This is a genomic window from Pseudomonas sp. DTU12.1 (assembly GCF_009873475.1).
Classification (GTDB): Bacteria; Pseudomonadota; Gammaproteobacteria; order Pseudomonadales; family Pseudomonadaceae; genus Aquipseudomonas; species Aquipseudomonas proteolytica.
Genome location: NZ_CP045254.1, coordinates 5,161,192 through 5,188,061 on the forward strand (window position 1 = coordinate 5,161,192; position 26,870 = coordinate 5,188,061).

Sequence of the window (26,870 nt, forward strand, 5' to 3'; positions counted from 1 at the left end):
AGACCTGCAAAACTTCTGATAAGGGAAATGTATTCTACATAGCTATTCCTGGAACTCTTCCTACGTACGCGACCACACAACGGACGAAACTAAGCCCTACTCCTCCGACACGCGCTACGAGTTCCCTTTTATGCAAATCAAGACCGCCTCAGCCACTCCCTGGAATCACTCAGCCAACGATCAACTAACTGCATCGAATACGGGCTATCGCAACAAACGTTCAATTGATTCCAGCGCGCAGGCGGATCAGCAATTAGTGCAGGAAGTCAGGCCAGCCCCCGCAACACAAGGTGGAGGTTACACTGAGGTGAGCGTTGACCCCTCCCCTGGCAAAGATGTCGAGAATAGTCAAAAAGTACCACCCCCCATTGATGTGGGTCTCAACATAAATGTTGACCCCGTTGCAAAGCATATTTCCAGTGCATTTAAAACTGTCGAACAAAAAGCATCTGATTTTCTCAAAGAAAAATTTGCAGAGTTGAAAAAGAAAGACCCCGCCAACAAGGAGAAATGGGATATTGATCCCGACAATACCTACCTAGTGACCTACGACTATAACAGTGTGGGGGAAGAGCCTTACCCGGCAAAGGTTATCCAGCGTATTTCACTGACGCAAGCGCTGATCAAAAATGCGCAAGATACTCCCACTGGGAAGGGATACAAGATCCCATTCTTCGCTGGCGGTCCTAATGTAAAAACCCAGAACAGTTTACCCATGAATAACCCAGGTATCTTTGACTTCTCAACCCGGTTTTCCCCTTATCGTAAAGACGCGGATGTTACCCATACTTATCAAGGAATTTATGTAGAATCATCCGACGCTCCCTCACAGACATATAACTCTACCAACCAGAGTTCAATTACCCCGAAAGAGTTCAAAAACCTTGTTTGGCAGGCTGACTTTCAACAGCCTTATACTAATTTTCTGGATGAGTTCTGGAGCACCCACATAGAAAAATACCCGGTACTGGCCAAAGCGTCATTCGTCAAGTCAGCCATGACTCAACATCAAGAAGGCAGCTTGACTACTGATGGTCGAAAACTGATCATGCGAGCCGCCGGGTTATCAGGCAACCAGGAATCATGGCCTGACATTACTTATGATGACTTACAAAAAAATCCCCCCAAGGACCCCAACATTGAAGTCGGGTTGCTCAAGATCGGAGAATATCAATCGACCGACCTCATATACATTACTGATAATAAGGTAACGTTTGACAGCGACGGGAAGAGGATTCCTCCCCTCACCCTTCTCTATATACCCGGAAACTCCTCACCCATTCACAGTTTCAATAGCCAGGCAGAGATGAAGAAGTGGCTCGCCGAACAAATGGCTGATCCTGCCAAACGCAATGCCCTGGCCTCACACTTTAAGCTTGAAGACAAGCCCAACGGCTGGAAGCGAGCCGGGTTAGACGAAACACTGATCGGCCTCGGTACCTGGCCTGAAACACGTGAAACCCCAGGAGGAATACTTTCCTATGACCATCGGGCCTTTAGCGGTAAATGGGATCCTGAAAAATTCATCACCACAGAACCTAACAACCTACCGTTCCAAGAAGTCACCAAACGCCAGAAAGATCGCTCTTATGCAGATGCGGCTGTCAAAATAACCAGTGACAGAGACGAGACCAAGAAGAACATCATTGAAGGCCTGACAAAGACTTCAAAAATTGCTCTATTTTTAACTCCACTGGCTTTCGTGGTACCTGAAGTCGCATTGGCCCTGGACACTTTTTATCTCGCCAGTGGCGGCGTAACTGCCAGCATCGGAGTTGATGACAACCTACATAACAAGGCCAAAGGTACTGATCGGATTGTATTCGGCCTGTTCAACGCAGCGACAGTGGCGATACCCAAAGTCATAGGTAAAGCCCGGGAGCAGTCTATCGGTGAATTCAAAGCCCCAGAAGAGACTGCATCGCCCCCGGACCAAGAACCACCCCAACCTCCAGAGAACCCTGACAATGGGGTGATTGGTACGGACATAGCGAGCGAAACAGGTCCGGTTACTGTCGTTCAAATGGGCGGCCCGATGAATGAACTAAAATATGTCTCCAACGAAGTCCATACCTATGTAGACATCTACAAATCCGGAAAGCGACTTAACATTGTTGCCCATGGTTCCAAACCAAGTTGGGCTGATAAGTTCTTAGGCAATGGATCACAGGTTGTCATAGATGGAAAAGGCTACACACCTCAAAAATTAGTCGCCCTATTGAAAGACAAAGGCATAGACCCGGAAAGATATGACTCTGTGCGTCTTATAATGTGTCACTCTGCGGAGGGGCGAGGCAATTCGTTTGCGGCAAAATTTCAAAAAGAGATCAACAAGCCGGTAAAAGCTTACGATGGGACGGTGAGCCTCAGTTTCGGTTCAACAGCCATGAAAAAAATTCGAGATCAGGTCGTGACTCAAATCATGCAGTCAGATCCAACAATCTCTCTTGAAAATGCAGAAAACCTGGCTGAAATCAAACTGCAAGATGCTTTGAATGGCTATGCAGTTCCAGAACTCAAAAAAGCCAATGGTCAGTTGGTCAAAATCAATACTGCGCCTGCAGGGGATCCGCCGAAATATGAGGTTGTTAGAATTGAATACAAGCCGGTTCACTTCCCAAAGACCGGTTCATGAGCCTTATTTCGCAATGTTCTGAACGTAGCATACAAGCATGACGCTATATGTTGACGGCTGAAAAAACCCCGGAAAGCTTTCAGCCGTCATTGAGACGCGCAGTACCCCGCGCTCTGATTCGCCGTTCAGCGCCGAACCGGGCGCTTTTGCAGTTTGCGCTGCAGTGTCCGGCGGTGCATGCCAAGAGCACGAGCGGTGGCCGAGATATTACCTTCATGCTCGGTCAACACACGCTGGATGTGCTCCCACTGCAGACGGTCCACCGACATCGGGTTTTCCGGCACCAGGGTGTCGAGGTCGGCGTGTTCGGAGAGCAGCGCTGCCAGTACATCATCGGCATCGGCCGGCTTGCACAGGTAATTGCAGGCGCCGCGCTTGATCGCCTCGACGGCGGTGGCAATGCTGGAATACCCGGTAAGGATCAGCACGCGCATTTCCGGGTCCAGTTCCAGCAGCTTGGGCAACAGCACCAGGCCGGAGTCGCCGTCCATTTTCAGGTCCAGTGCCGCGTAGTCCGGCAGGTCGGCCTGGGCGATGGTCAGGCCTTCTTCGGCGGAGCCTGCGGTGCTGACGCGAAACCCGCGGCGGCTCATGGCTCGCGCCATTACGCGGGTAAAGGTGGCGTCATCATCTACCAGCAACAGGTGCGGCAGTTCTTCGCCTTCGACTTGGATCTCGTCACTCATCGATGTCTCCTCGTGCAGCACGGGGCAGGCGCAGCTCGGTGAGCGTGCCGCCTTCCTCATGGGGGTAAAGTTTCACCGAGCCGCCAGCGCGGGTCACGCTGGCCTTGCTCAAGAACAGGCCCAGGCCGAAGCCCTTGCCCTTGGTGGTAAAGAATGGCTTGCCGATCTGTTCGGCAATCGCCAGCGGCACGCCGGCACCGTGGTCGCGAATGCTGATGGTGAGGTTTTCCGAATCCCAGTCCAACTGCACTTCCAGCCCTTCCGGGCAGGCATCGGCTGCATTGTTCAACAGGTTCAGCAACGCCTGGGTCAGATCCGGCGGTGGCGCCATGCGAGGCACTGCGCCCTGCCCCAACAGGTGGAAGCGGTAACTGGCTTCGGGGCGCATCAGGTGCCAGCGGTTCAAGGCTTCGTCCAACCACTGGGTGACATCCTGCATATCCACCGCCAGGCGCCGGTTGGCTTCAGCGGCACGCACCAGTTGTTGCAAGGTTTGCTTGCACTGCTTGACCTGTTCCTGCAGCACGCCGAGGTCGTCCTGTAGCGCCGGGTCGTGATGGTCCTGGCGCATTTCCTTGATCAGCACGCTCATGGTTGCCAGCGGCGTACCCAGCTCATGGGCCGCGCCGGCGGCTTGGGTCGCCACGGCCAACAGTTGCTGGTCACGCAAGCCTTCTTCGCGGCGGATAGCACGCAGTTCTTCCTGGCGCCGCAGCTCTTCGGCCATGCGCGCAGCGAAAAACGTGATCACGGCTGCCGACAGCGCGAAGCTCAGCCACATACCGTAGATCTGTAGGTTTTCCCGGGCGATCGGGAAGGTTTCCAGGGGATAGAACTGCGCCAGCAACAAGGTGTAGAGCGCCAGGGCAATACCCGACAGGATCACCGAGTAGCGCCACGGCAACGTCACGGCGGCAATGGTCAGCGGCACCAGATAATAGGAAACGAACGGGTTGGTGGAGCCACCGGAGAAATACAGCAACACACTGTGGATAAACAGGTCACAGGCCAGTTGCAGGGCGTACTCCAGCTCTGTCACCGGCCACGTGGTGCGCAGGCGGATGGCCGTGAACACACACAACACCGTGGAAAAAGCCAAAGTCACCCACAGTTGCAGCCAGGGCAACGGCAGCAGCTCAAACCAATAGGCAAGCCCCACGGAACCGGCTTGGGCGGCCAGGACCAGGGTGCGGATAAACGTCAGGCGCCAGAGGTTCTGGCGAGTGGCGGAAGTCAGTTGTACGGGGGCGAGCATGAGCTCTCCTGATGAGCGCTCCAGGCGGATCGCAAGGAGTATAAACGAAGCCAGGGTATCGACAGCGTGTGTGTGGCCCTTTGACGCAGGTCACACAATCAGGAACGCCGGACGCAATTTGACCGTTCGTCGGCATCGGGCCAAGGTGTAGAGAATTTGTAACCCGCCGAACCCGAATCCCCCGTCTACAGTCTTACCGAACACGATCACCCTCAAGGAGCTTCCATGTCACGTTTCACTCGCAGTGCCGCCCTTATTGCCCTCAGCGTTGGCAGCGTCGCCAGCCTGCCTGTGCTGGCTGCCGATCAACTGCACTACAACCAGATTTCCCTGCGGGCCGAAGTCAGCCAGGAAGTGGCCCGTGACCAGATGATCGTCACCCTGTACACCGAGTCCCAGAACACCGACCCGGCCAAGCTGGCCGCCGAGATCACCACCACCATGAACAAGGCGCTGGCCCAGGCCCGCGAAGTCAAGGGCGTCACCCTGCGCCAGGGCAGCCGCAACAGCTACCCGATCTACGACAACAAGAACCAGAAGATCACCGGCTGGCGTGAACGCGCCGAATTGCGCATGGAAAGCTCGGACTTCGCGGCGCTGTCCAAGCTCACCGGCGAGATGCTGACCAATCTGAAAATGGACAGCATGGACTTCGCCATCGCCAACCCGACCCGCAAGGCCAGCGAAGATGCGCTGCTCAAGGAAGCGGTCGCTGCATTCAAGGCCCGCGCGCAATTGGCCACTGATGCGCTGGGTGGCAAGGGTTACAAGATCGTCAACCTGAACTTCAACACTAATGGTTATCCACAGCCTTATGCCCGCGGCGGCATGATGATGAAGGCTGCGGCGATGGATTCAGCGCCGACGCCAGAGGTCGAGGCGGGCACCAGCCAAGTCAGCATGAGTGCGGACGGGGTGATTGAAGTCTTACAGTAAGCGTTTCAACCTACAAAGACGGCACAGCCTAATAGCTTGTGCCGTTTTTTTTGGCCTGCTGTTGGATAACAAGACGAACGATGTAGGGGTTTACTTAAACGATCAACCGCGCCTAAAACCCAAGCATAAAAAATGAACCATTTCCCTGCACGCTGCCACCTAGTTAAGCCAAAGTTATCCAAAAAACTAGACATTTAATAAAACATTCCCATAGACAAATACCTATGTCTAAGACAGGGACATATAGGCAACTTCATTCGGACTCTCACAGGGAGGATGGGAACGCGAATAAAACGAGACGTTCATGAATATAAATCCTGCGCCCGCTCTACCGAACTCGGCAACAACCCATTCATTATCCGCCGTCAATCCATTGCCCGCAGATACTACTGCCCCCGCCCATCGGCGGCACACTCGTGCACCCTCTCCGCAGAATACAGCGCAGAGAGAGGGCACTGGCTCGCTGCAAACTACAAACCCTGAAATAGCAGTCCAAAAAAGGGTTATCTACGGTTCAGACACCGTGTCTGCGCCCTCGGCTGACTACACCCTGCAAGAGCGCAAGCAGCGCATTGATGACTACGCTTTTCGCGTAACGACGCTGATTGAAGAAATACCCAGCATCAACCAAGGTGAAATGGCCGTCAGGTTCCAGAACGCCCGCCTGTTCATGGAGCCGGCAGGCTACTTCAGCGGTGGTTTACTGGCCGCAGGCTATGACCCCCATGAAAAAATCACGGTGACGTTCACGTCCTACACGGGGGTGGGAAAACCAGAAAATCTGAGCAGTACCTCAAAGCGTACTTACTTTGCCTGGGAAATAGCTGCAGGTGCTTTAGAGCACGACAAAGTACAACGGGGCGGCCCGATCAACTTCAACTTTATGGAGATAGATCCAAAAGATCAAACTAAGGTTGACAATCTGGAGTCGTTGGGAAAAAACCTTCAAAACCACTGGGAACATGAAATATCCAAACCCATGCGAGACCCGTCGGGCCAACTCGCAACCCTCTCGGGACAAGCGGACGCCTACGCAGTAAGGGGAACCTTGCAAACCTTGCGCAGTGATACGCAGAGTTTTAAAAAATTGAGCCCTGAAGGGCAAGAAGCCGTCGCGCGGACACTGGATAAGAATGGGCAAGTCATCGTTCCAAATGTCTACGGCTACCCCTTGTCAGGCTATGCATTTATTCCGTACACGCCCTATGACGGGGATTATAAAAACAGGCCCAACCAAGGATTGATGTTAGACCTGAAGAATGGCACCGTCCGTGAAATACATGGGGATGCCGACTTTGCAAGCTGGGCCAAAGACAACCGGGACAACTTGCTGAGAAACTTCAACACCCGAGATATACAAGGCGGCAAGGATTCACACTGGCCCAGCGCGGGTTATGTACTTGACACGTTGATCTCCGGCGCCAACGCCCACTTCCCCGGCTATCACAACCTGGTTTCAGATGAGGAAATACCGGCGTCACAACTGTTCAATTACACCCGAGCCCGAGGCAGCGAGTATCAGTTGAAGTTCGGCAATCTTTACAGCGGTGTGGCCAGCCAATACCAAGCGGTGAATGCCAAGAATGCACTATGGTCCGACCAAACCCAGGTGTTTGGTTCCTCACAGCAGGATTGGAAGTCGGCGAAAGACTTCTGGGGCAATACATTCGGCTACGTGCCCGTGATTGGCAACACTGGCAATATCGTCTTCGGCGTCCATGACAGTCTCTACGGCATGACGGCGCAGGATCGAGTGGGCGGCAATGCAGCGGCGGTAATATCAGGCCTGCAACTGGCCCACGAACTTGCGCCAGGTGCCGTCGAGTCCGGGCTAGGTGAACCCGCCAAAGTCCCTGGCGTCCCAAGAGCCGAAGATTACCAATGGAAGCAGAACTCAAAGACAAACGACTTTGAGTTCGTGCACGCCCCCAAGCCCGCAAAGAATACCGATGAAGTCACCGTGCCAAGCGAGGCCCAACCTGCCAACCCCTTGCGCCCAAGCCAGGCCGGGCATATCAGCCAGCATGCGCTGCCAAATGGCGAACAGTTGATTGAAAATGTGACGCCCAACGCCAAGGGGATTTATCAGGTCAAGGATGCAACCACCAACGAAGATCGCTGGTTAATCCGCTACACCGACGCCAGCGGTGTCAGCAACGTGTATGAGATCCGAGGGGATTTCAAACTGAGCAACGGCTATGTGCAGATCATTGATCAGCAAACCAGGCGACCCGTGATGACCGTCCACTCTTCGGGCAATGGCGAGTGGGTCTCAGCCAATGGAAAAGGTGGCGTCAGGGCGCCTGAGGGGCGCAGTCTCTCATCCCCCGTCAGCGATGCCACGAAGCGCCCTCCATCTTTTGCCAATCATTTCCTCGATCTCGAAGACAAACCAATGAAAGGCGCCAACAAGATCGACGATTTCTTGAAAATCAAAGCGGGATCCAGCTACGAGTTCGCCAGCAGCAATTTCGAGGATAAAGGCGTCATCAAAACAAACTTCAGGGTTTCCTGGAACATCGACGAGACTGGCTTTTCCGTTGAGCCCGGAGAAAAGGCACAGCCCACGGAGCACAGTTCGAGCCAGTACTCACCCAACTTTGTCTTGGATATAAACCGTAACCCTTACACCGTCACCACCACAGAAAATGGGCTATCCGTCAGCCACCGACTGGACGCCACAGCGAACTCGGCCGAGGGCATCCGGCAAGCGAGGCTGAAGCAGTTCGAGAGCACAATTGCGGACCCCGACCTGCGTGCGCGTATTTCCGAGGTCGCTCATCAAGGTTCGATAGCCCCCGCCACCATTGACTTGAACGGAGGATCGGTACTGCAAGATGGCTACTACTTTGGCGCTGACGACACCCAGTTCCACGTCCATCACGACGCTTCGAGCAACGTGACGACGGTCCAAATCACATCCAAAGGACACCTGTCCAACCCCGAAAAAGACATCAACCGGGTGCCTGGCGTGGAGGTGATCATCAAGAGAACGTTCACGATACGCGAAGGGAATGAGCTCGACAGCCAGTTCACCATCGACAAGGACGCGCCCACCACTATCGAGGTCGTGACGCTCTCGTAGCCAAGGCACGGCTACAACGGCCACTTACCTGATCCCCTGAACGGCGGTAACCTCGGTGACTGCCGTTTTTCGTATGGGCAGCCTTATATACCTGCCATCTCAGGGGTCTCCATGGAAAAAAACGCCTTGAAAACGCTGTTCCTCGCTGCGGGGTTGTTGGCATTGACGCCCATGGCCCATGCCGCCAGCACCCTGGTCTACTGCTCCGAAGCCAGCCCCGCCGGTTTCGACCCCAGCCAATACACCAGCGGCACCGACTTTGATGCCTCGGCCGAAACCGTGTTCAACCGCCTGACCCAGTTCAAGCGCGGCGGGACCGAAGTCGAGCCGGGACTGGCGACCCGTTGGGAGGTGTCCGAGGATGGCCTGGCCTACACCTTCCACCTGCGCGACGGGGTCAAGTTCCACAGCACCGAGTACTTCACACCGACCCGCGACTTTAATGCCGATGATGTGCTGTTCACCTTCCAGCGCCTGTTGGACGCCAACACCCCATTCCGCCAGGCCTACCCGTCCGAATCGCCGTACTTCACCGATATGGGCCTGAACACCACGATCAAAAGCGTGGAAAAGCTCGACGAGCACAGCGTGCGCTTCAACCTCAATAACGTCGACGCCGCTTTCGTGCAGAACCTGGCCATGAGCTTTGCTTCCGTGCAATCGGCCGAGTACGCCGCGCAGTTGCTTGAACAAGGCAAGGCCTCCGATATCAACCAGAAGCCGGTCGGCACCGGGCCGTTTGTGTTCAAGCGCTACCAGAAGGACTCGCAGATTCGCTACGTCGCCAATAAACAGTATTGGAAGCCTGAGGATGTGAAGCTCGACAACCTGGTATTCGCCATCACCCCCGACGCCGCGTCGCGCCTGCAAAAGCTCAAGGCCGGCGAATGCCAGGTCAGCGGCTATCCGCGCCCCTCGGATATAGAGGTGATGAAGCAGGATCCCAACCTGCGCGTGCTGCAACAGGCAGGTTTCAATCTGGGCTTCCTGGCCTATAACGTGACCCATCCGCCGCTGGATCAACTCAAGGTGCGCCAGGCCCTGGACATGGCCATCGATAAGCCGGCGATTATCCAGGCGGTGTACCAAAGTGCCGGGCAATTGGCGCAAAACGCGCTACCTCCGGCCCAGTGGTCTTATGACCCCAACATCAAGGACGCGCCGCACGATCCGGCCAAAGCCCGGGCGCTACTAAAAGAAGCAGGGGTTGCACCAGGTACCACCATCAACTTGTGGGCGATGACCGTGCAGCGCGCCTCCAATCCCAATGCGCGAATGTCGGCGCAGATGATCCAGCAGGATTGGGCCAAGGTCGGGATCACCGCCAATATCGTCAGCTATGAGTGGGGCGAATACATAAAGCGCGCGAAAAACGGCGAGCACGATGTGATGATTTACGGCTGGACCGGCGACAACGGAGACCCCGATAACTGGCTTGGGGTGCTCTACAGTTGTGCGGCGGTAAAGGGCAGCAACTATGCAAAATGGTGTAACCCGCAGTACGACCAACTGGTGCAGAAGGCCAAGCTCAGCAGCAACCGTGACGAGCGCATCAAGTGGTATCAACAGGCGCAAAAAATACTTAAGGATCAAGTACCTATAACGCCTATTGCGAACTCGACGGTTTTCCAGCCACTGCGCAAGGAAGTCCAGGACTTCAAAATCAGCCCGTTTGGGCTGACGCCGTTCTATGGCGTAAGTCTGAATAAGTAACAATCACGCCCCAACCGAGTGCGCCAGACACCTCGGTTGGGCCGATTTAGTGCGCTGCGCGCACCGAAAAAAACCTCGAAAATGCAGATTTGTGTCGAAAATTATATGAATGCGACATTCTTGTACGTTCGTACCACTCTTTGCCGCTTGTTGCCTCTCAACGTCTTGCAATGGGTATGGGGCCTGCATAAGTATCCGCAGGCCGACTCACGAGGTCGCCCTCAATTCCAAAAATGACAACAAATCATGAGGCCAACATGCTTAAACACGCAGTCATTCCGTTTTTAGTCAGCGCCGGTTTAATGGCCGCTGCACCTTTCGCCCAGGCGGCGACTAATCTGGTGTTCTGCTCCGAAGGGAGCCCGGCGGGTTTCGACCCAGGCCAGTACACCACCGGAACAGACTTCGATGCTTCGGCCGAAACCATGTTCAACCGTCTCAGCCAGTTCGAGCGTGGCGGCACCGCCGTGATTCCTGGCCTGGCCACCAAGTGGGACGTTTCCGAAGATGGCCTGACCTACACCTTCCACCTGCGCGAAGGGGTCAAGTTCCATACCACGCCGTACTTCAAGCCGACTCGTGAATTCAACGCCGACGACGTGCTCTTCACCTTCAACCGGATGATCAACAAAGACGACCCGTTCCGTAAGGCCTACCCCACCGAGTTCCCGTACTTCACGGACATGGGGATGGACACCAACATCAAGAACATCGAGAAAATCGACGACCACACCGTCAAGTTCACCCTTGGCACCGTGGACGCCGCATTTATCCAGAACCTGGCCATGAGCTTCGCCTCCCTGCAGTCGGCCGAATACGCTGCCCAACTGTTGAAGGACGGCAAGCCCCAGGACATCAACCAGAAGCCAGTGGGCACTGGCCCGTTCGTGTTCAAGAGCTACCAGAAAGACTCCAACATCCGCTTCACCGGCAACAAGGATTACTGGAAGCCTGAAGACGTGAAGATCGATAACCTGATCTTCGCCATCACCACCGACCCATCGGTACGTGTGCAAAAACTCAAGAAGAACGAATGCCAGGTCACCCTCTTCCCACGTCCGGCCGACCTCAAGGCCCTGGGCGAAGACAAGACCCTGAAACTGCCACACCAGGCCGGTTTCAACCTGGGCTACATCGCCTACAACGTGATGCCTGTGCTCAAGGGCCAGACGGCGGCCAACCCACTGGCCGACCTGCGCGTACGCCAGGCCCTGGACATGTCGGTCAACAAGCAGCAGATCATCGACTCGGTTTACCAGGGCGCAGGCCAGCTGGCGGTCAACGCCATGCCGCCGACCCAGTGGTCCTATGACGAGACCATCAAGGACGTCCCGCACGACGTGGCCAAGGCCAAGGAGCTGCTCAAGGAAGCCGGCGTCAAGGAAGGCACCGAAATCACCCTGTGGGCCATGCCGGTCCAGCGTCCGTACAACCCCAACGCCAAGCTGATGGCCGAGATGCTGCAGAACGACTGGAAGCAGATAGGCTTGAAGGTCAACATCGTCAGCTACGAGTGGGGCGAGTACATCAAGCGTTCCAAAGGCGGTGAAAACCAGGCCATGATCATCGGCTGGAGCGGTGACAATGGTGACCCGGACAACTGGCTGAACGTGCTGTTCGGCTGCGACTCCCTGGCGGGCAACAACTTCTCCAAATGGTGTGACAAGAAATTCGACGGCATCGTGAAAGAAGCCAAGGCCACGTCGGATGTCGCCAAGCGCACCGAACTGTACAAACAGGCGCAACACGTCCTCAAAGATGCAGTCCCCATGACACCTATCGCACACTCGACGGTGTATCAACCCATGCGCAACAACGTGCAGGACTTCAAGATCAGCCCATTTGGCTTGAATTCCTTCTACGGGGTGAGCGTCAGCAAGTAGGACGCCTTGGCGGCGACGTTTCATAACGTCGCCGTTATTGCATCCGCCAAGACCTTAGGAATCGGACTACGTTCGCAGGCGCTGCCGACCTACAGCAGCTGACTGCAAGGGTAAAGTCCGATCCCTACAAGGTCTGTCCGGTTCTGCGCATTTACTGCCTTGCCCGCGTTCCCTAACGTCGAGGTAGGCAAACTCGCAGTTCCGATACGGCATTTGCTGTGGATGGGAGCAGTGCTTTCGCCATGCCAGGTAAGGCGTTGCGACTGTTCACTGACGAAAACGATAAACATGGATTGGGGACCGTCATGCGCCATACCACCGTTCTATCTGCAATATTGGGTACCAGCCTGTTGGCCGTCGCTTCGATGGGCCTGGCTGGCGAGAAGAAAAGCCTGGTGTTCTGCTCTGAAGGCAGCCCGGCCGGGTTCGATACCGCGCAATACACCACCGCCACCGACAACGATGTGGCCGAGCCGATCTACAACCGCCTGGTTGAGTTTGAAAAGGGCGAGACCGGTGTCGTACCAGGCTTGGCGACCAAGTGGGATATTTCGCCCGATGGCCTGACCTACACCTTCCATCTGCGCGAAGGGGTGAAGTTCCACAGCAACAAGGAATTCAAGCCGACACGGGATTTCAATGCCGACGACGTGCTGTTCACCTTCAACCGCATGCTTGATCCCAACCACCCGTTCCGCAAGGCCTACCCCACGGAGTTTCCTTACTTCAACGGGATGAGCCTGAACAAGAACATCGCCAAGGTCGAAAAAACCGACCCGCACACCGTGGTGATGACCCTCAATACGGTCGACGCGGCGTTTGTCCAAAACATCGCCATGAGCTTCGCGGCGATCCTCTCCGCTGAATACGCCGAGCAACTGCTCAAGGCCGGCAAACCCAGCGACATCAACCAGAAGCCGATCGGCACCGGGCCGTTCGTGTTCCAGCGTTACCAGAAGGATTCGCAGATCCGTTACGCCGGCAATAAACAGTATTGGGACCCGAGCAAGGTCAAGCTCGACCAACTGATTTTCGCCATCAACACCGACGCTTCGGTGCGGGTACAAAAGCTCAAGGCCAATGAATGCCAGGTCACCCTGCATCCACGCCCGGCCGATGTCGACGCGCTCAAGGCCGACCCGAACCTGCAACTGCTGACCAAGCCAGGCTTCAATCTCGGCTACATCGCCTATAACGTGCGGCACAAGCCCTTCGACCAGCTCGAAGTGCGCCAGGCGCTGGACATGGCGGTGAACAAGCAGAGCATCCTCAACGCCGTGTACCAGGGCGCCGGGCAGTTGGCAGTCAATGCCATGCCGCCGACCCAATGGTCCTACGACGACAGCATCAAGGACGCCACCTACAACCCGGAAAAAGCCAAGGAATTGCTCAAGGCTGCGGGCGTCAAGGAAGGCACCGAGATCACCCTGTGGGCCATGCCGGTACAGCGCCCGTACAACCCCAACGCCAAGCTGATGGCCGAGATGCTGCAAAACGATTGGGCCAAGATCGGCCTCAAGGTCAAGATCGTCAGCTACGAGTGGGGCGAGTACATCAAGCGCATCAAGAACGGCGAACACGATATCAGCCTGATTGGCTGGACCGGCGACAACGGTGACCCGGACAACTGGCTGGGCACTCTCTACAGCTGCGACGCCATCGGCGGGAACAACTACTCGATGTGGTGTGACCCGGCGTACGACAAGCTGATCAAGCAAGCCAAGGTCGTCACCGACCGAGAACAACGGACTGTTCTGTACAAACAGGCGCAGCAACTGCTCAAACAGCAGGTGCCGATCACGCCTGTCGCCCACTCGACGGTCAACCAGCCGTTAAGCACCAAAGTCGAAGGCTTCAAAGTGAGCCCCTTCGGCCGCAACGTGTTCTCGGGCGTCAGTATTACCCCATAAGAAAATAACCGGATGCGCAGAGCGAAGTTGGCTCTGCTGCAAACGTGCAGCTGTAATTCGCGAAATTTCCTACAGCAAACGTTTGCCATAGCTTGAAGAGTTACACACCCAATAGCCGGCTCACTTAATAAGGCCGGCATAAAAAAAGAGAACCAAAGGAGCTCCACCCATGAAATTGAGCAGCAAAGTGCTACTGGCCATGGCCATCAGCAGCATCACCGCCACCGCTTACGCCGAACCTGCAAGCCAGGAATTCGTGCCAACCACACTGGCCGGCGCCAGCGCCCAAAGCGAAGCCAAAGGCTTTATCGAAGACTTCAGCCTGGGCGGCAGTACGCGCAACTGGTACTCCAATGAACACCTGTACCGCGGGGGCAGTTTCAAATACAAAGAGCACGGTGTAACGAAGACCGACCGCAACCGTACCAACTGGGTCCAGGGCACCATCATCAATGCCAGCTCGGGGTTCACCCAGGGCACTGTGGGCGTCAAGGCCGAAGTAGCGGTGTACAACGCTCTGGTTCTAGACCGCAGCAAACGCGATATCAAGGGCGGCTCCAACCGTACCTTGGCTGACTCTGACGGCAATGCCGTAGACCAGTGGAGCAAACTGGGCCTGGCCAACTTGCAGTTCCGCGTGTCGAACACCACACTGACCGCCGGCCGCCAGAACTTCAGCACGCCGATTGTCGACACCATCGGCAACCGTCCCCTGCCATCGAGCTTCCAAGGTGTGAGCTTCAACAGCGCAGAGTTCAGCAACCTGTCGTTCCAAGGTGGCGTGTTTGACCGCGTCTCGCCACGGTCCGAGCAGAGCCTGTCGAAGTTCCGTAGCGAGTACAGCCAACAAGGCGCCAACAGCGCTACAACCGACAAGGTCTACACCCTGGGCGCCAACTACCAGCCGTTCGCGAGCCTGAAAACCAGCGTCTTCGGCGCCAACGTCAAGGACTTCTGGAACCAGTACTACTTTGGCGCTACCCATGAGTTGGGTGACAGCCAGCAACTGGCCCTGACCACTGGCTTCAACTACTACAAAACCGTCGACGAAGGCAAAAAGCTGATGGGGGAAATCGACAACGATACCTTCTCCCTGTCCCTCGGCCTGGCGCATCAGGCTCACAGCCTGACCTTCTCCTACCAGCAAGTGAACGGTAACGAGTACTTCGACTACCTGCACGAAACCAACGGCATCTACCTGGCCAACTCCCTGACGTCGGACTTCAACGGCCCGAACGAGAAGTCCTTCCAGGTCGCCTACGCCATCAACATGGCCGAATACGGCGTGCCAGGCCTGAAGTTCAACGTCTACTCCGCACGCGGCTGGGGCATCGACGGTACCCACTACACCGGTAACAGCAACGGCGCTTACGCCTACACCGGCATCGAAACTCAAGACGGCGAGAAACACCAGGAATACGGTGTTGGCGCGGCCTACGCGGTCCAGAGCGGCCCGCTCAAGGCCACCGCGATTCGTGCCACCTACGTTGAACACCGTGGCAGCGCCAACCAGTTCGACGGCAGCATCAAAGAATTCCGTCTGGTTACCACCGTCCCATTCAACATTCTTTAATTCGCACCAGGTAGACGGCGGGCTCAGGACGAGCCTGCCGTCTACATTTGTGTGGTTGAATTGATCGCAGAGGGCTCTTCGATGAAAATGCTCCCGTTACAAGCTGCCATGACCGCTGCACTGTTGAGTGTCGCGTTGGGCATTTCGGCCAAGCCGCTGGTGGTCTGCACCGAAGCCAGTCCGGAAGGCTTCGACCCGGTCGTGTACGTCACGGCCGTCACCGCCGATGCCGCCGCCGAAACCATGTTCAACCGCCTGGTGGACTTCAAGCCCGGCACCACTGAAATCGTGCCCGCACTCGCCAAATCGTGGGACATCAGTGAGGACGGCCTGACCTATACCTTCCACCTGCGTGATGACGTCAAGTTCCACACCACCGACTACTTCAAGCCGACGCGCAACCTGAATGCCGACGACGTGCTCTGGAGCTTCCAGCGTCAACTGGACCCGAAACACCCGTGGCACGACAAGTCCACCACCGGCTTCCCCTATTTCGAAAGCATGGGTTTCAAGGAACTGCTCAAAAGCGTCGAGAAGACCGATGACCACACCGTGGTCTTCACCCTGACCCGCCCCGAAGCGCCGTTCCTGGCCGATGTCGCAATGCCGTTCACCGCCATCCATTCCGCCGAATACGCCGACAAGCTGCTGGCCGCCAACAAGACCGGCGAGCTCAACAGCAAACCGATCGGCACCGGCCCGTTCATTTTCACCCGCTACCAGAAAGACGCCCAGGTGCGCTTCAAGGCCAACCCGGAGTACTTCCGTGGCAAGCCGCCCGCTGATCCGCTGATCCTGGCCATCGCGGTGGATAACAACGTGCGCCTGCAAAAGCTCAAGGCCAATGAGTGCCAGATCGCCCTGTATCCAAAACCCGATGACCTGCCAAGTATCAAGGCCGATCCAAACCTTAAGGTCTCGGAGCTGGCGGCGATGACCACCGCGTACACCGCGATGAACACCACCCGCAAGTACATGAGCGACGCGCGGGTGCGCCACGCGATCAACATCGCGTTCGACAAACAGGGCTATAACCAATCCCTGTACGGCAAAGGCAATGCCATCGATGCCACCGGCCCGTACCCGCCGACCCTGCTAGGCTTCAACGACAAATTGCAGAACCCGGCCCGCGACCTGGACAAGGCCCGCGCCCTGCTCAAGGAAGCCGGCGTGCCGGAAGGCACCGAGTTCACCCTGTTCACCCGCAACGGCGGCGGCCCGACCAACCCCAACCCGATGCTTGGCGCCCAGCGCATGCAGGCGGATCTGGCGCAGATTGGGCTGAAGGTCAATATCAAGGTCATGGAGTGGGGCGAAATGCTCAAGCGCGCCAAGGCTGGCGAGCACGACATGGTCTCTGCCGGCTGGGCCGGGGATAACGGCGATCCAGACAACTTCCTCACGCCGAACCTGAGTTGCGATGCCGCCAAAAACGGCGAAAACTACGCCCGCTGGTGTAACGAAGAGTTTCAGGGCTTGATCGACAAGGCCCGCGCCGTGGCTGAACCCGCCGAGCGCGCCGCACTCTATGAACAAGCGTTGGACGTTTTCGACAAGGACCAACCGTGGATCCCCATGGCTTACCCGAAAATGTTCACCGCCATGCGTAAAAACGTCGAGGGATATACCCAAAGCCCCCTGACCAACAATAACTTCGCCACCACCCAGGTGAAGTAATAAGAGACGCCCGGCACCGTCGACGTTGACGGTGCCGGACCTGCCTAACCGGCTGATTGAGGTAGATACCACGATGTTTAGTTTTATTGCCCGCCGATTGGGGTTGTTGATCCCAACGTTCTTCGGCATCACGTTGCTGACTTTTGCGTTGATTCGCATGATCCCTGGCGACCCCGTAGAAGTCATGATGGGCGAAAGGCGGGTCGACCCCGAGATGCACGCCCAGGCAATGGAACGCCTTGGCTTGAACAAACCCTTGTATGCGCAATACCTGGACTACGTCGGCAAGCTCGCCCAGGGCGACCTCGGCGAATCCCTGCGTACCCGCACCAGCGTCTGGACCGAGTTCAGCGCCCTGTTCCCCGCGACCCTGGAACTGTCCATGGCCGCCCTGTTGTTCGCCGGTATCCTCGGGCTCTTGGCCGGGGTGATCGCGGCCTTGAAGCGAGGATCCCTGTTCGACCATGGGGTGATGGGCATCTCCCTGGCGGGATATTCGATGCCGATCTTCTGGTGGGGCCTGATCCTGATCATGTTCTTCTCGGTGAGCCTGGGCTGGACCCCGGTTTCCGGGCGTATCGACCTGCTCTACGACATCGAGCCGCGCACCGGCTTCATGCTGATCGACACCCTGCTGGCCGATGAGCCGGACGCGTTCTGGGATGCCCTGCACCACCTGATCCTGCCAGCCATCGTGCTCGGCACCATCCCGCTGGCGGTGATTGCGCGGATGACCCGCTCCTCGATGCTCGAAGTCCTGCGCGAAGACTACATCCGCACCGCCAAGGCCAAAGGCCTGTCGCCGGCACGCGTGGTGTTCGTACACGGCCTGCGCAATGCGCTGATTCCGGTGCTGACCGTGGTCGGCCTGCAAGTCGGCACGCTGCTGGCCGGTGCAGTCCTGACCGAAACCATCTTCTCGTGGCCCGGCATCGGCAAATGGCTGATCGAAGCCATTGGCGCACGGGACTACCCGGTGGTGCAAAACGGCATCCTGCTGATCGCCTGCCTGGTGATCCTGGTGAACTTCGTGGTGGATATCCTCTACGGCTTCGCCAACCCACGCATCCGTCACCAGCGCTGAGATCATGACCATGACCACACCTACTCAAGTGTCAGCAGTCGATCAAAGCCTGCTGTACCCGTCGCCGTACAAAGAATTCTGGCAAGCCTTCTCCAAGAACAAGGGCGCGGTTGCCGGCCTGCTGTTCATGTTGCTGATCGTGTTCTGTGCGATCTTTGCCCCGTGGGTTGCCCCCCATAACCCCAGCGAGCAATACCGTGACTTCCTGCTGACCCCGCCGTCATGGCTTGAAGGCGGGCAGATACAGTTCCTGCTGGGCACCGACGAACTGGGCCGTGACTTGCTGTCGCGCCTGATCCAGGGCTCGCGCCTGTCGTTGCTGATCGGCTTGTCATCGGTGGTGATGTCGCTGATTCCGGGGATCCTGCTGGGCCTGTTCGCCGGGTTCTTCCCGCGCCTGCTCGGCCCGACCATCATGCGATTGATGGACATCATGCTGGCCCTGCCATCGCTGCTGCTGGCCGTGGCGATTGTCGCCATCCTCGGCCCTGGCCTGATCAACACCGTGATCGCGATTGCCATTGTGTCGCTGCCATCCTATGTGCGCCTGACCCGCGCCGCCGTGATGGGCGAGCTCAACCGTGACTACGTGACGGCCGCGCGCCTGGCCGGTGCCGGCCTGCCGCGCCTGATGTTCGTCACGGTGCTGCCCAACTGCATGGCCCCCCTGATCGTGCAGGCCACCTTGAGCTTCTCCTCGGCGATTCTCGATGCCGCGGCCCTGGGTTTCCTCGGCCTTGGTGTCCAACCGCCAACCCCCGAGTGGGGCACCATGCTGGCTTCGGCCCGTGACTATATCGAACGCGCCTGGTGGGTCGTGAGCCTGCCTGGCTTGACCATTTTGCTCAGCGTGCTGGCAATCAACCTGATGGGCGACGGACTGCGCGATGCGCTGGACCCGAAACTCAAGAATGCCGCGTGAGGAGATTCCCATGTCACTGCTAGAAATCAAGAATCTCAATGTGCGCTTCGGCGACAAGACTGCCGTGCCAGTGGTCGACGGGCTCGACCTGTCCGTGGACAAAGGCGAAGTACTGGCCATCGTTGGCGAGTCGGGCTCGGGTAAATCCGTGACCATGATGGCGCTGATGGGCCTGATCGAGCATCCCGGCATCGTCAGCGCCGACTCGCTGACCTTCGACGGCAAGGACATGCTCAAGCTGAGCAATCGTCAGCGCCGGCAGATCGTCGGTAAAGACCTGGCGATGGTGTTCCAGGACCCGATGACCGCGCTGAACCCCAGCTATACCGTGGGGTTCCAGATTGAAGAAGTGCTGCGCCTGCACCTGAAAATGTCCGGCAAGCAAGCGCGCAAGCGTGCCATCGAGTTGCTGGAAAAAGTCGAAATCCCCGGCGCTGCCAGCCGCATGGACGCCTACCCGCACCAGTTGTCGGGCGGTATGAGCCAGCGTGTGGCGATTGCCATGGCCATTGCCGGCGAGCCCAAACTGCTGATCGCAGATGAACCGACCACGGCGCTGGACGTAACCATCCAGGCACAGATCATGGAGCTGCTGCTGGCTCTGCAGAAAGAACAGAACATGGGCCTGGTACTGATCACCCACGACCTCGCGGTAGTAGCAGAAACCGCCCAGCGCGTGTGCGTGATGTATGCCGGCCAAGCGGTGGAAGTCGGCCAGGTGCCGGGGTTGTTCGACGTACCGGCGCACCCGTACAGCGAAGCATTGCTGGCGGCGATCCCGGAACACAGCATGGGTGCCGAGCGCCTGGCAACGTTGCCGGGTATCGTCCCTGGTCGCTATGACCGCCCACAAGGTTGCCTGTTGTCGCCGCGCTGCCCGTACGTGCAAGACAGCTGCCGCCAGACCCGTCCGACCCTGGACCCGCAAGCCCACAGCCTTGTGCGCTGCTTCTACCCCTTGAACCAGGAGGTGGCGTAATGGCCGTCGTTCTTACCGCCCGCGACCTGACCCGTCACTACGAAGTGTCCCGCGGCCTGTTCAAGGGCCACGCCACCGTGCGCGCCCTCAATGGCGTGTCGTTTGAGCTGGAGGCCGGCAAGACCCTGGCGGTTGTGGGTGAGTCGGGTTGCGGCAAATCCACCCTGGCCCGGGCATTGACGCTGATTGAAGAGCCATCGTCCGGATCCTTGAAAATCGCCGGCCAGGAAGTCGCCGGCGCCGACAAGGCCCAGCGCAAACAACTGCGCAAAGACGTGCAGATGGTGTTCCAGAGCCCTTACGCGTCGTTGAATCCACGGCAGAAAGTCGGTGATCAACTGGGCGAGCCGCTGCTGATCAACACCAACCTGTCCGCCGCCGAGCGCCGGGAAAAAGTCCAGGCGATGATGAAGCAAGTGGGCTTGCGCCCTGAGCATTATCAGCGCTACCCGCACATGTTCTCCGGTGGCCAGCGCCAGCGGATCGCCCTGGCCCGGGCGATGATGTTGCAGCCCAAGGTGTTGGTGGCGGATGAGCCGACCTCGGCGCTGGACGTGTCGATCCAGGCCCAGGTGCTCAACCTGTTCATGGATCTGCAGCAGCAGTACAACACCGCCTATGTGTTCATCTCCCACAACCTGGCGGTGGTGCAACACGTGGCAGATGACGTGATGGTGATGTACCTCGGCCGCCCGGTGGAAGTGGGTCCCAAGGAAGACATCTACGCACGCCCCCTGCACCCTTACACCCAGGCGCTGTTGTCGGCCACCCCGACCATCCATCCGGACCCGAACAAGCCGAAGATCAAGATCGTCGGCGAACTGCCCAACCCGCTGAACCCGCCACCTGGCTGCGCCTTCCACAAGCGCTGCCCGTACGCGACCGAGCGCTGCAGCAGTGAAGAGCCGCTGCTGCGTGAGCTGGACAACCGCCAGGTGGCTTGCCACCACGCGGAGCAGTTCGTGGCCTAAACCCCTTTGTGTGGGAGCGGGCTTGCCCGCGAAGGCGGCGTGTCAGCCACTGAATGAGGTGCTGACCCACCGTCTTCGCGGGCAAGCCCGCTCCCACAGGGAATCGCGGTAATACCGAGTTGTACAGCCTCTCCCGCCAGATTGCGCATCAGTCTGGCCGGAGGGGCTTTTTTGTTTTTGGGGGCCGTATCGGGGCTTGGGCAAAGTGTAAAAGTTGTAAATGACATTTACTTGTATTTGATAATGAATAGCATTCCGGCGCATAGAGCGCGCCGAATCCTGCTGGAAGGCAATTCTGGTGCGTCTCGCTCAGTTGCCACCTTCCTTAAAGGATTTTGCGGACATGTCACCTCGATTCAGGCTCAGCCATTTCTCCCTGGCGTTTATCGCCGCCCTTTCTTCCCCCGCACTGCTCGCGGACACCCAGGAAAGAGAACACGGCAAAGTGCCGGTGCAAGCGAGCGACCTGCCAGTCGATGGCACCTCCCAAGCGTTGGAACTGAGCGAAACACGAATTCTGGGCACCGCCGCCGAAGAGCTCAAACAAGCTCCCGGCGTGTCGATCATCACCGCCGAAGACATCAAGAAGCGCCCACCGACCAACGATCTGTCGGACATCATCCGCCGTGAGCCAGGTGTCAACCTGACCGGCAACAGCTCCAGCGGCAGCCGCGGCAACAATCGCCAGATCGACCTGCGCGGCATGGGCCCGGAAAACACCCTGATCCTGATCGATGGCAAGCCATCGACCTCGCGCAACGCCGTGCGCTACGGCTGGAGCGGCGATCGCGACACCCGTGGCGAAACCAACTGGGTGCCGGCCGAGGAAGTCGAACGCATCGAAATCCTGCGTGGCCCGGCTGCCGCGCGCTATGGCTCCGGCGCCATGGGCGGGGTGATCAACATCATCACCAAGCGCCCGACCGACCAGTTGCACGGCTCGCTGACCACCTATGTGTCACTGCCGGAAGACGACGCCGAAGGCATGAGCAAACGCACCAACTTCAACCTCAGCGGCCCGTTGAGCGATACCTTGGCGTTCCGGGTCTACGGCGGCCTGAACAAGACCGATGCCGACGACTCCAACATCAACCAGGCCGAGCAGGCCACCGCCGACTCGTTGGTAGCGGGCCGCGAAGGCGTGCGCAACAAGGACGTCAACGGCCTGCTCAGCTGGCAATTCACCCCTGAACAAACCTTGGACCTGGAAGCCAGCTACAGCCGCCAGGGCAATATCTTCGCCGGCGACACCATGCTCAACGGCGGCGGCACCTTCGTTAACAGCCTGGTCGGCAAGGAAACCAGCGTGATCCAGCGCAGCAGCTTCTCCGCCACCCACCGCGGCGAGTTTGACTGGGGTTCGACCATGGCCTCGCTGAGCCACGACCTGACCCGCAACGAGCGCCTCAACGAAGGCCTGGCGGGCTCCGGCGAGGGCGCGCCGTCAGCCACGGCCGGGCGTTTCGAATCGCGGTTGCGCAACACCCGCGCCACTGCCGAGGTCAACCTGCCCCTGAGCTTGGGCACTGAGCAAGTCCTGACCCTGGGCAGCGAATACCTCTATGAGTCGATGAACGACCCAGGCTCGCTGCGCCCCCAAAGCTACGACCCAGGCACCGGCGGCGTTCCCAGCATTCCGGGCGTCAGCCGCAGCAGCACCAAGACCACCGCGTCGAGTTACGCGCTGTTCGCCGAAGACAACATCGAAGTCGGCAGCAAGACCATCATTACCCCCGGCCTGCGCTACGACAACCATGAAGAGTACGGCGGCAACTGGAGCCCGAGCCTCAACGCCTCACACCAGTTGACCGATGAACTGAGCCTCAAGGGTGGTATCGCCCGGGCCTACAAGACGCCCAACCTGTACCAGTCCAACCCCAACTATTTGCTGTACAGCCGGGGCAACGGCTGCAATGCCGGCGAAACCAACTCCGGTGGCTGCTACCTGGTGGGTAACCCGGACCTGAAACCGGAAATCAGCGTCAACAAGGAAATCGGCCTGGCCTTCGACAAAGGCACCTGGCGCACCAGCGCGACCTATTTCCGCAATGACTACAAGAACAAAATCAACGCCAGCAACCAGGCCGCCTTCCGCCTGGACGGTGGTCGGCGCGTGCTGCAATGGGAAAACAGCGGCGCGGCATTGGTCCAGGGCATCGAGGGCAACCTGTTCATGACCCTGCGCGACGACCTGGACTGGAACACCAACCTGACCTACATGATCGACTCCAAGGACAAAGACACCGGCGAGCCGTTGAGCATCATCCCCAAGTACACGGTCAACACCACGCTCGACTGGCAGGCCACCGACAAGCTGTCGTTCCAGGTCAGCGGCACCTACTACGGCAAGCAAGAGGCGCCCACCCTCAACTCCCGTAGCGCCAACAATTACGATCGCACCGCCCAGCAGGATGTCGACCCGTACGGCTTGATGGGCTTGAGCAGTGGTTATGAGTTCACCAAGAACCTGAGCGTGCGCGTGGGCATCGAAAACCTGCTGGACAAGCGCCTGTATCGCAAAGGCAACGCGGATGACGCGGGCGCACAGACCTATAACGAGCCAGGGCGTGCTTACTTTGCGTCGGTGACTGCTTCGTTCTGATAATGACCGTTGCGCCCGGCACACCGGGCGCAACGTTTCCTGGTGCTTTTGAACTACCGCTCACTCAACTTTATTTGTAGTCCGCTTATCAAAAAAAACAAAAACAGTGGAAGCGCCCTACAAAAAGATCGCATTAAAACCCTTCAAAAATTCGCAATTTCCGAAACATGTAACATCCTCCGTTTTAATATTGCCCCCCCTATAAGCTGCGATTAAAGTCTACCGCCTTCCCTCTTACCAACAGGTAGACATTCATGAAGTATCGCGCCATATCCCGCTCCTTGGAAAACCTACTGACCGCTATCTACGCAGATGATGACGTTACATTTGACGAGTTCAAAAATATCCAGAAAGAATCGGATCGCCGCTGGGAAGCGGTCATGGAGGAACTAGGGCAGAACAATACCTTGGTATCTTTCCAGAGTGCCATGGACGTCGCCCTGCACTTGCTCTACCTCAGCGTGGAACATATCAAGAATCAAGAACTGACTGACTTTGGTGAAGCGATTGTGAAAGATGCCGTTATTGCGCAGGTTGAAGCCGTACGGGTGGGTGCCGAGCTTTCCTTGAAACAGCTGCGAGTGGGGCCAAATACACTCTAGTCGTCAAACAAGAAAGGGCGGAACCTTGAGGTTTCGCCCTTTCTTCAGGTTTGGTTCAATCAGTACCCACCCTACGCAGCCTGTGTCTCACTCCTTGAATACAGAGTCCTTTGTCAGAGCGTTAAACCCTTTGCAATGCCAAAAGCCTTCTATTTCGTGAGTAAAAGGCACACCGGGATATCGCGCAGTAAACTTGAATGAGACGATTGCAAGTGCATCACGCTGGCTTACCACAGCACTAATAGTTCCCGCATTGGCTGTCCATGTGCGCCCCGGATCTGAACGCGGAATAAATTCTGCCTTCCAACTTGAACCCAAAGGCATATTGAGCGCCCACAATTCCGGAGTATCATAAAACCACAACTGAATACTCCCACCGTCACTTACACTACCCGCATTCCCAACCAATACAATGTAGTTTCCACCGCTATACATATTGCCGCCACCCGCTTCAAAACGTTGGCCATTATCCGTAAGTATCAACTGACCAACGCCCAAGCTCGATTTATCCGACATGATTCCTTCCTCCCGCTCATGGTTCATTCACGAGGGCGAACCCTCACGCTGAGGAAAATAGGAGGATTGCCATAGAGCGTCTACTGTCAAACCTGACAGTAACGCTGTTGAGTTGCTGGCCTGTCAGAACTTTTTCAAATACCGGATATAACAAACCCCCGCAGATGTTTAAATCTGCGGGGGTTCAAGGGTATAAGCAGTGGATAGCGCTCCATTTGTCAGAAGCGCCAAACACTCTCTTTATCAGTGATGCTCACGCGTCGCCCGGAACTTCACATCCGGCCAGCGCTCTTCCATCAGCGCCAGATTGACCCGGGTCGGGGCCAGGTAGGTCAGGTGACCACCGCCGTCGATGGCGAGGTTTTCCACCGCTTTGTTGGAAAACTCCTCCAGCTTCTTCTTGTCACTGCAATCGATCCAACGCGCGGAATACACGGTGATCGGCTCGTAGGAGCATTCGACCTTGTATTCCTCTTTCAAGCGGCTGGCGACCACATCGAACTGCAGCACACCGACGGCGCCGAGGATGATGTCGTTGCTGCGCTCGGGGAAGAACACCTGGGTCGCGCCCTCTTCGGCCAATTGCTGCAAGCCCTGGCGCAGTTGCTTGGACTTGAGCGGGTCGCGCAGGCGTACGCGGCGGAACAGTTCCGGGGCGAAGTGCGGGATACCGGTGAAGCCCAGTGCTTCGCCTTCAGTGAAGGTGTCACCGATCTGGATGGTGCCGTGGTTGTGCAGGCCGATAATGTCGCCGGCAAACGCTTCTTCCAGTTGCTCACGCTCGGAAGAGAAGAACGTCAGGGCGTCGCCGATGCGCACGTCCTTGCCGGTGCGCACGTGGCGCATCTTCATGCCTTTTTCGTATTTGCCGGAGCAGATACGCATAAAGGCGATACGGTCGCGGTGCTTGGGATCCATGTTCGCCTGGATCTTGAATACGAAACCGCTGAATTTTTCTTCGACCGGCTCAACGGTGCGCTCATTGGCAACCCGCGCCAGGGGTTTCGGCGCCCAGTTCACGACAGCATCAAGCACGTGATCGACACCAAAGTTGCCCAGTGCAGTACCGAAGAATACCGGGGTCAACTGGCCGTCGAGGAATTCCTGCTGGTTGAATTCGTGGCAGGCGCCCTGCACCAGTTCCAGTTGGTCGACAAAGCGGTCGTACTCGTCACCCAGGTGGGCGCGGGCTTCGTCGGAGTCGAGCTTCTCGATGATTTTCACATCGGTGCGTTCGTGACCATGGCCGGCGGTGTAGACAATGATGTAGTCATCGGCCAGGTGGTACACGCCCTTGAAGTCGCGGTAGCAACCAATCGGCCAGGTGATCGGCGCGGCCTTGATTTTCAGGACAGCTTCGATTTCATCGAGCAGTTCGATAGGGTCGCGGATATCCCGGTCGAGTTTGTTGATAAAGCTGACGATCGGCGTATCACGCAGGCGGCACACGTCCATCAGGGCGATGGTGCGTGGCTCGACGCCTTTACCGCCGTCGAGGACCATCAAGGCCGAGTCCACCGCGGTCAGGGTGCGGTAGGTGTCTTCGGAGAAGTCTTCGTGGCCCGGGGTGTCGAGCAGGTTGATCATGTGTTCGCGATAGGGGAACTGCATGACCGACGTGGTAATGGAAATACCCCGCTGCTTCTCCATCTCCATCCAGTCGGAGGTGGCATGGCGATCGGACTTGCGGGATTTCACCGTGCCGGCCACCGCGATTGCCTTGCCCATCAGCAGGAGCTTTTCGGTGATGGTGGTTTTACCGGCATCGGGGTGGGAAATAATGGCGAAAGTGCGGCGTTTCGCGACTTCGGCGGCCTGGTGGGTCATGGGAAATCGCCTGG

At 57.5% G+C, this 26,870-nt stretch carries 18 protein-coding genes; 14 read left to right on the top strand and 4 right to left on the bottom strand.

The features are described 5' to 3' along the window. Window positions 1-130: 130 nt before the first annotated feature. The gene (locus tag GDV60_RS22835) at window positions 131-2,635 is read left to right on the top strand and encodes a dermonecrotic toxin domain-containing protein (protein ID WP_133714605.1); all 2,505 of its coding nucleotides are present in this window, start codon (window positions 131-133) and stop codon (window positions 2,633-2,635) included. A gap of 125 nt (window positions 2,636-2,760) precedes the next feature. On the opposite strand, the gene GDV60_RS22840 is transcribed toward GDV60_RS22835, so the two are convergent. Together GDV60_RS22840 and GDV60_RS22845 are read right to left on the bottom strand one after the other, a co-directional pair. Beyond that, entirely contained in the window at window positions 2,761-3,321 is a 561-nt protein-coding gene (locus GDV60_RS22840) for a response regulator transcription factor (protein WP_029291924.1), read from the bottom strand. After that, complete coding sequence (locus GDV60_RS22845) at window positions 3,314-4,576, bottom strand: ATP-binding protein (RefSeq protein ID WP_029291925.1); 1,263 nt, start codon at window positions 4,574-4,576, stop codon at window positions 3,314-3,316. The genes GDV60_RS22840 and GDV60_RS22845 overlap by 8 nt, the downstream gene beginning before the upstream one ends. Before the next feature lie 225 nt (window positions 4,577-4,801). On the opposite strand from GDV60_RS22845, the gene GDV60_RS22850 reads away from it, so the two are divergent. The 13 genes from GDV60_RS22850 to GDV60_RS22910 all read left to right on the top strand — a co-directional run bounded on the left by GDV60_RS22850 (window position 4,802) and on the right by GDV60_RS22910 (window position 24,513). Beyond that, a complete protein-coding gene (locus GDV60_RS22850; RefSeq protein ID WP_029291927.1) occupies window positions 4,802-5,512 on the top strand; it encodes an SIMPL domain-containing protein in 711 nt (236 codons plus the stop codon). A 304-nt stretch (window positions 5,513-5,816) separates the two neighbouring features. After that, window positions 5,817-8,597 carry a hypothetical protein gene (locus tag GDV60_RS22855; RefSeq protein ID WP_256679341.1) on the top strand — a complete coding sequence of 927 codons (2,781 nt, stop codon included), beginning with the start codon at window positions 5,817-5,819 and terminating at the stop codon, window positions 8,595-8,597. Between the two features lie 111 nt (window positions 8,598-8,708). Next, window positions 8,709-10,310: an ABC transporter substrate-binding protein gene (locus GDV60_RS22860; protein ID WP_159908825.1), complete on the top strand. Its 1,602-nt coding sequence runs from the start codon at window positions 8,709-8,711 to the stop codon at window positions 10,308-10,310. Between the two features lie 257 nt (window positions 10,311-10,567). Beyond that, the gene (locus GDV60_RS22865) at window positions 10,568-12,193 is read left to right on the top strand and encodes an ABC transporter substrate-binding protein (protein ID WP_092238310.1); all 1,626 of its coding nucleotides are present in this window, start codon (window positions 10,568-10,570) and stop codon (window positions 12,191-12,193) included. Window positions 12,194-12,498: 305 nt separating this feature from the next. Next, complete coding sequence (locus GDV60_RS22870) at window positions 12,499-14,103, top strand: ABC transporter substrate-binding protein (protein ID WP_159908827.1); 1,605 nt, start codon at window positions 12,499-12,501, stop codon at window positions 14,101-14,103. Window positions 14,104-14,272: 169 nt separating this feature from the next. Next, the gene (locus GDV60_RS22875) at window positions 14,273-15,676 is read left to right on the top strand and encodes an OprD family outer membrane porin (protein WP_159908829.1); all 1,404 of its coding nucleotides are present in this window, start codon (window positions 14,273-14,275) and stop codon (window positions 15,674-15,676) included. 81 nt (window positions 15,677-15,757) lie between these two features. Continuing rightward, window positions 15,758-17,353, top strand: coding sequence for an ABC transporter substrate-binding protein (locus GDV60_RS22880; RefSeq protein WP_159908831.1), 1,596 nt, complete (start codon window positions 15,758-15,760; stop codon window positions 17,351-17,353). 73 nt (window positions 17,354-17,426) lie between these two features. Continuing rightward, entirely contained in the window at window positions 17,427-18,437 is a 1,011-nt protein-coding gene (locus tag GDV60_RS22885) for an ABC transporter permease subunit (protein ID WP_032860135.1), read from the top strand. 10 nt (window positions 18,438-18,447) lie between these two features. Then, window positions 18,448-19,359, top strand: a complete 912-nt coding sequence (locus GDV60_RS22890) for an ABC transporter permease subunit (RefSeq protein ID WP_029291943.1) — start codon at window positions 18,448-18,450, stop codon at window positions 19,357-19,359. Between the two features lie 10 nt (window positions 19,360-19,369). Beyond that, a complete protein-coding gene (locus GDV60_RS22895) occupies window positions 19,370-20,338 on the top strand; it encodes an ABC transporter ATP-binding protein (RefSeq protein ID WP_029291945.1) in 969 nt (322 codons plus the stop codon). Further along, complete coding sequence (locus GDV60_RS22900) at window positions 20,338-21,309, top strand: peptide ABC transporter ATP-binding protein (protein ID WP_029291946.1); 972 nt, start codon at window positions 20,338-20,340, stop codon at window positions 21,307-21,309. The genes GDV60_RS22895 and GDV60_RS22900 overlap by 1 nt, the downstream gene beginning before the upstream one ends. A gap of 343 nt (window positions 21,310-21,652) precedes the next feature. After that, window positions 21,653-23,911, top strand: a complete 2,259-nt coding sequence (locus tag GDV60_RS22905; protein ID WP_133714610.1) for a TonB-dependent siderophore receptor — start codon at window positions 21,653-21,655, stop codon at window positions 23,909-23,911. A gap of 254 nt (window positions 23,912-24,165) precedes the next feature. Beyond that, window positions 24,166-24,513: a hypothetical protein gene (locus GDV60_RS22910; RefSeq protein ID WP_104910915.1), complete on the top strand. Its 348-nt coding sequence runs from the start codon at window positions 24,166-24,168 to the stop codon at window positions 24,511-24,513. A gap of 87 nt (window positions 24,514-24,600) precedes the next feature. Here the strand turns inward: GDV60_RS22910 and GDV60_RS22915 are convergent, their stop codons facing one another. Together GDV60_RS22915 and GDV60_RS22920 are read right to left on the bottom strand one after the other, a co-directional pair. Next, on the bottom strand, window positions 24,601-25,029 hold the full coding sequence (locus GDV60_RS22915; protein WP_133714612.1) for a hypothetical protein: 429 nt from the start codon (window positions 25,027-25,029) through the stop codon (window positions 24,601-24,603). A 243-nt stretch (window positions 25,030-25,272) separates the two neighbouring features. After that, entirely contained in the window at window positions 25,273-26,856 is a 1,584-nt protein-coding gene (locus GDV60_RS22920; RefSeq protein ID WP_029291952.1) for a peptide chain release factor 3, read from the bottom strand. Window positions 26,857-26,870 lie beyond the last annotated feature (14 nt).

Coding starts and splice junctions, on each gene's coding strand:
- GDV60_RS22835 (WP_133714605.1), top strand. CDS start 131: ATGCAAATCAAGACCGCCTCAGCCACTCCCTGGAATCACTCAGCCAAC.
- GDV60_RS22840 (WP_029291924.1), bottom strand. CDS start 3,321: ATGAGTGACGAGATCCAAGTCGAAGGCGAAGAACTGCCGCACCTGTTG.
- GDV60_RS22845 (WP_029291925.1), bottom strand. CDS start 4,576: ATGCTCGCCCCCGTACAACTGACTTCCGCCACTCGCCAGAACCTCTGG.
- GDV60_RS22850 (WP_029291927.1), top strand. CDS start 4,802: ATGTCACGTTTCACTCGCAGTGCCGCCCTTATTGCCCTCAGCGTTGGC.
- GDV60_RS22855 (WP_256679341.1), top strand. CDS start 5,817: ATGAATATAAATCCTGCGCCCGCTCTACCGAACTCGGCAACAACCCAT.
- GDV60_RS22860 (WP_159908825.1), top strand. CDS start 8,709: ATGGAAAAAAACGCCTTGAAAACGCTGTTCCTCGCTGCGGGGTTGTTG.
- GDV60_RS22865 (WP_092238310.1), top strand. CDS start 10,568: ATGCTTAAACACGCAGTCATTCCGTTTTTAGTCAGCGCCGGTTTAATG.
- GDV60_RS22870 (WP_159908827.1), top strand. CDS start 12,499: ATGCGCCATACCACCGTTCTATCTGCAATATTGGGTACCAGCCTGTTG.
- GDV60_RS22875 (WP_159908829.1), top strand. CDS start 14,273: ATGAAATTGAGCAGCAAAGTGCTACTGGCCATGGCCATCAGCAGCATC.
- GDV60_RS22880 (WP_159908831.1), top strand. CDS start 15,758: ATGAAAATGCTCCCGTTACAAGCTGCCATGACCGCTGCACTGTTGAGT.
- GDV60_RS22885 (WP_032860135.1), top strand. CDS start 17,427: ATGTTTAGTTTTATTGCCCGCCGATTGGGGTTGTTGATCCCAACGTTC.
- GDV60_RS22890 (WP_029291943.1), top strand. CDS start 18,448: ATGACCACACCTACTCAAGTGTCAGCAGTCGATCAAAGCCTGCTGTAC.
- GDV60_RS22895 (WP_029291945.1), top strand. CDS start 19,370: ATGTCACTGCTAGAAATCAAGAATCTCAATGTGCGCTTCGGCGACAAG.
- GDV60_RS22900 (WP_029291946.1), top strand. CDS start 20,338: ATGGCCGTCGTTCTTACCGCCCGCGACCTGACCCGTCACTACGAAGTG.
- GDV60_RS22905 (WP_133714610.1), top strand. CDS start 21,653: ATGTCACCTCGATTCAGGCTCAGCCATTTCTCCCTGGCGTTTATCGCC.
- GDV60_RS22910 (WP_104910915.1), top strand. CDS start 24,166: ATGAAGTATCGCGCCATATCCCGCTCCTTGGAAAACCTACTGACCGCT.
- GDV60_RS22915 (WP_133714612.1), bottom strand. CDS start 25,029: ATGTCGGATAAATCGAGCTTGGGCGTTGGTCAGTTGATACTTACGGAT.
- GDV60_RS22920 (WP_029291952.1), bottom strand. CDS start 26,856: ATGACCCACCAGGCCGCCGAAGTCGCGAAACGCCGCACTTTCGCCATT.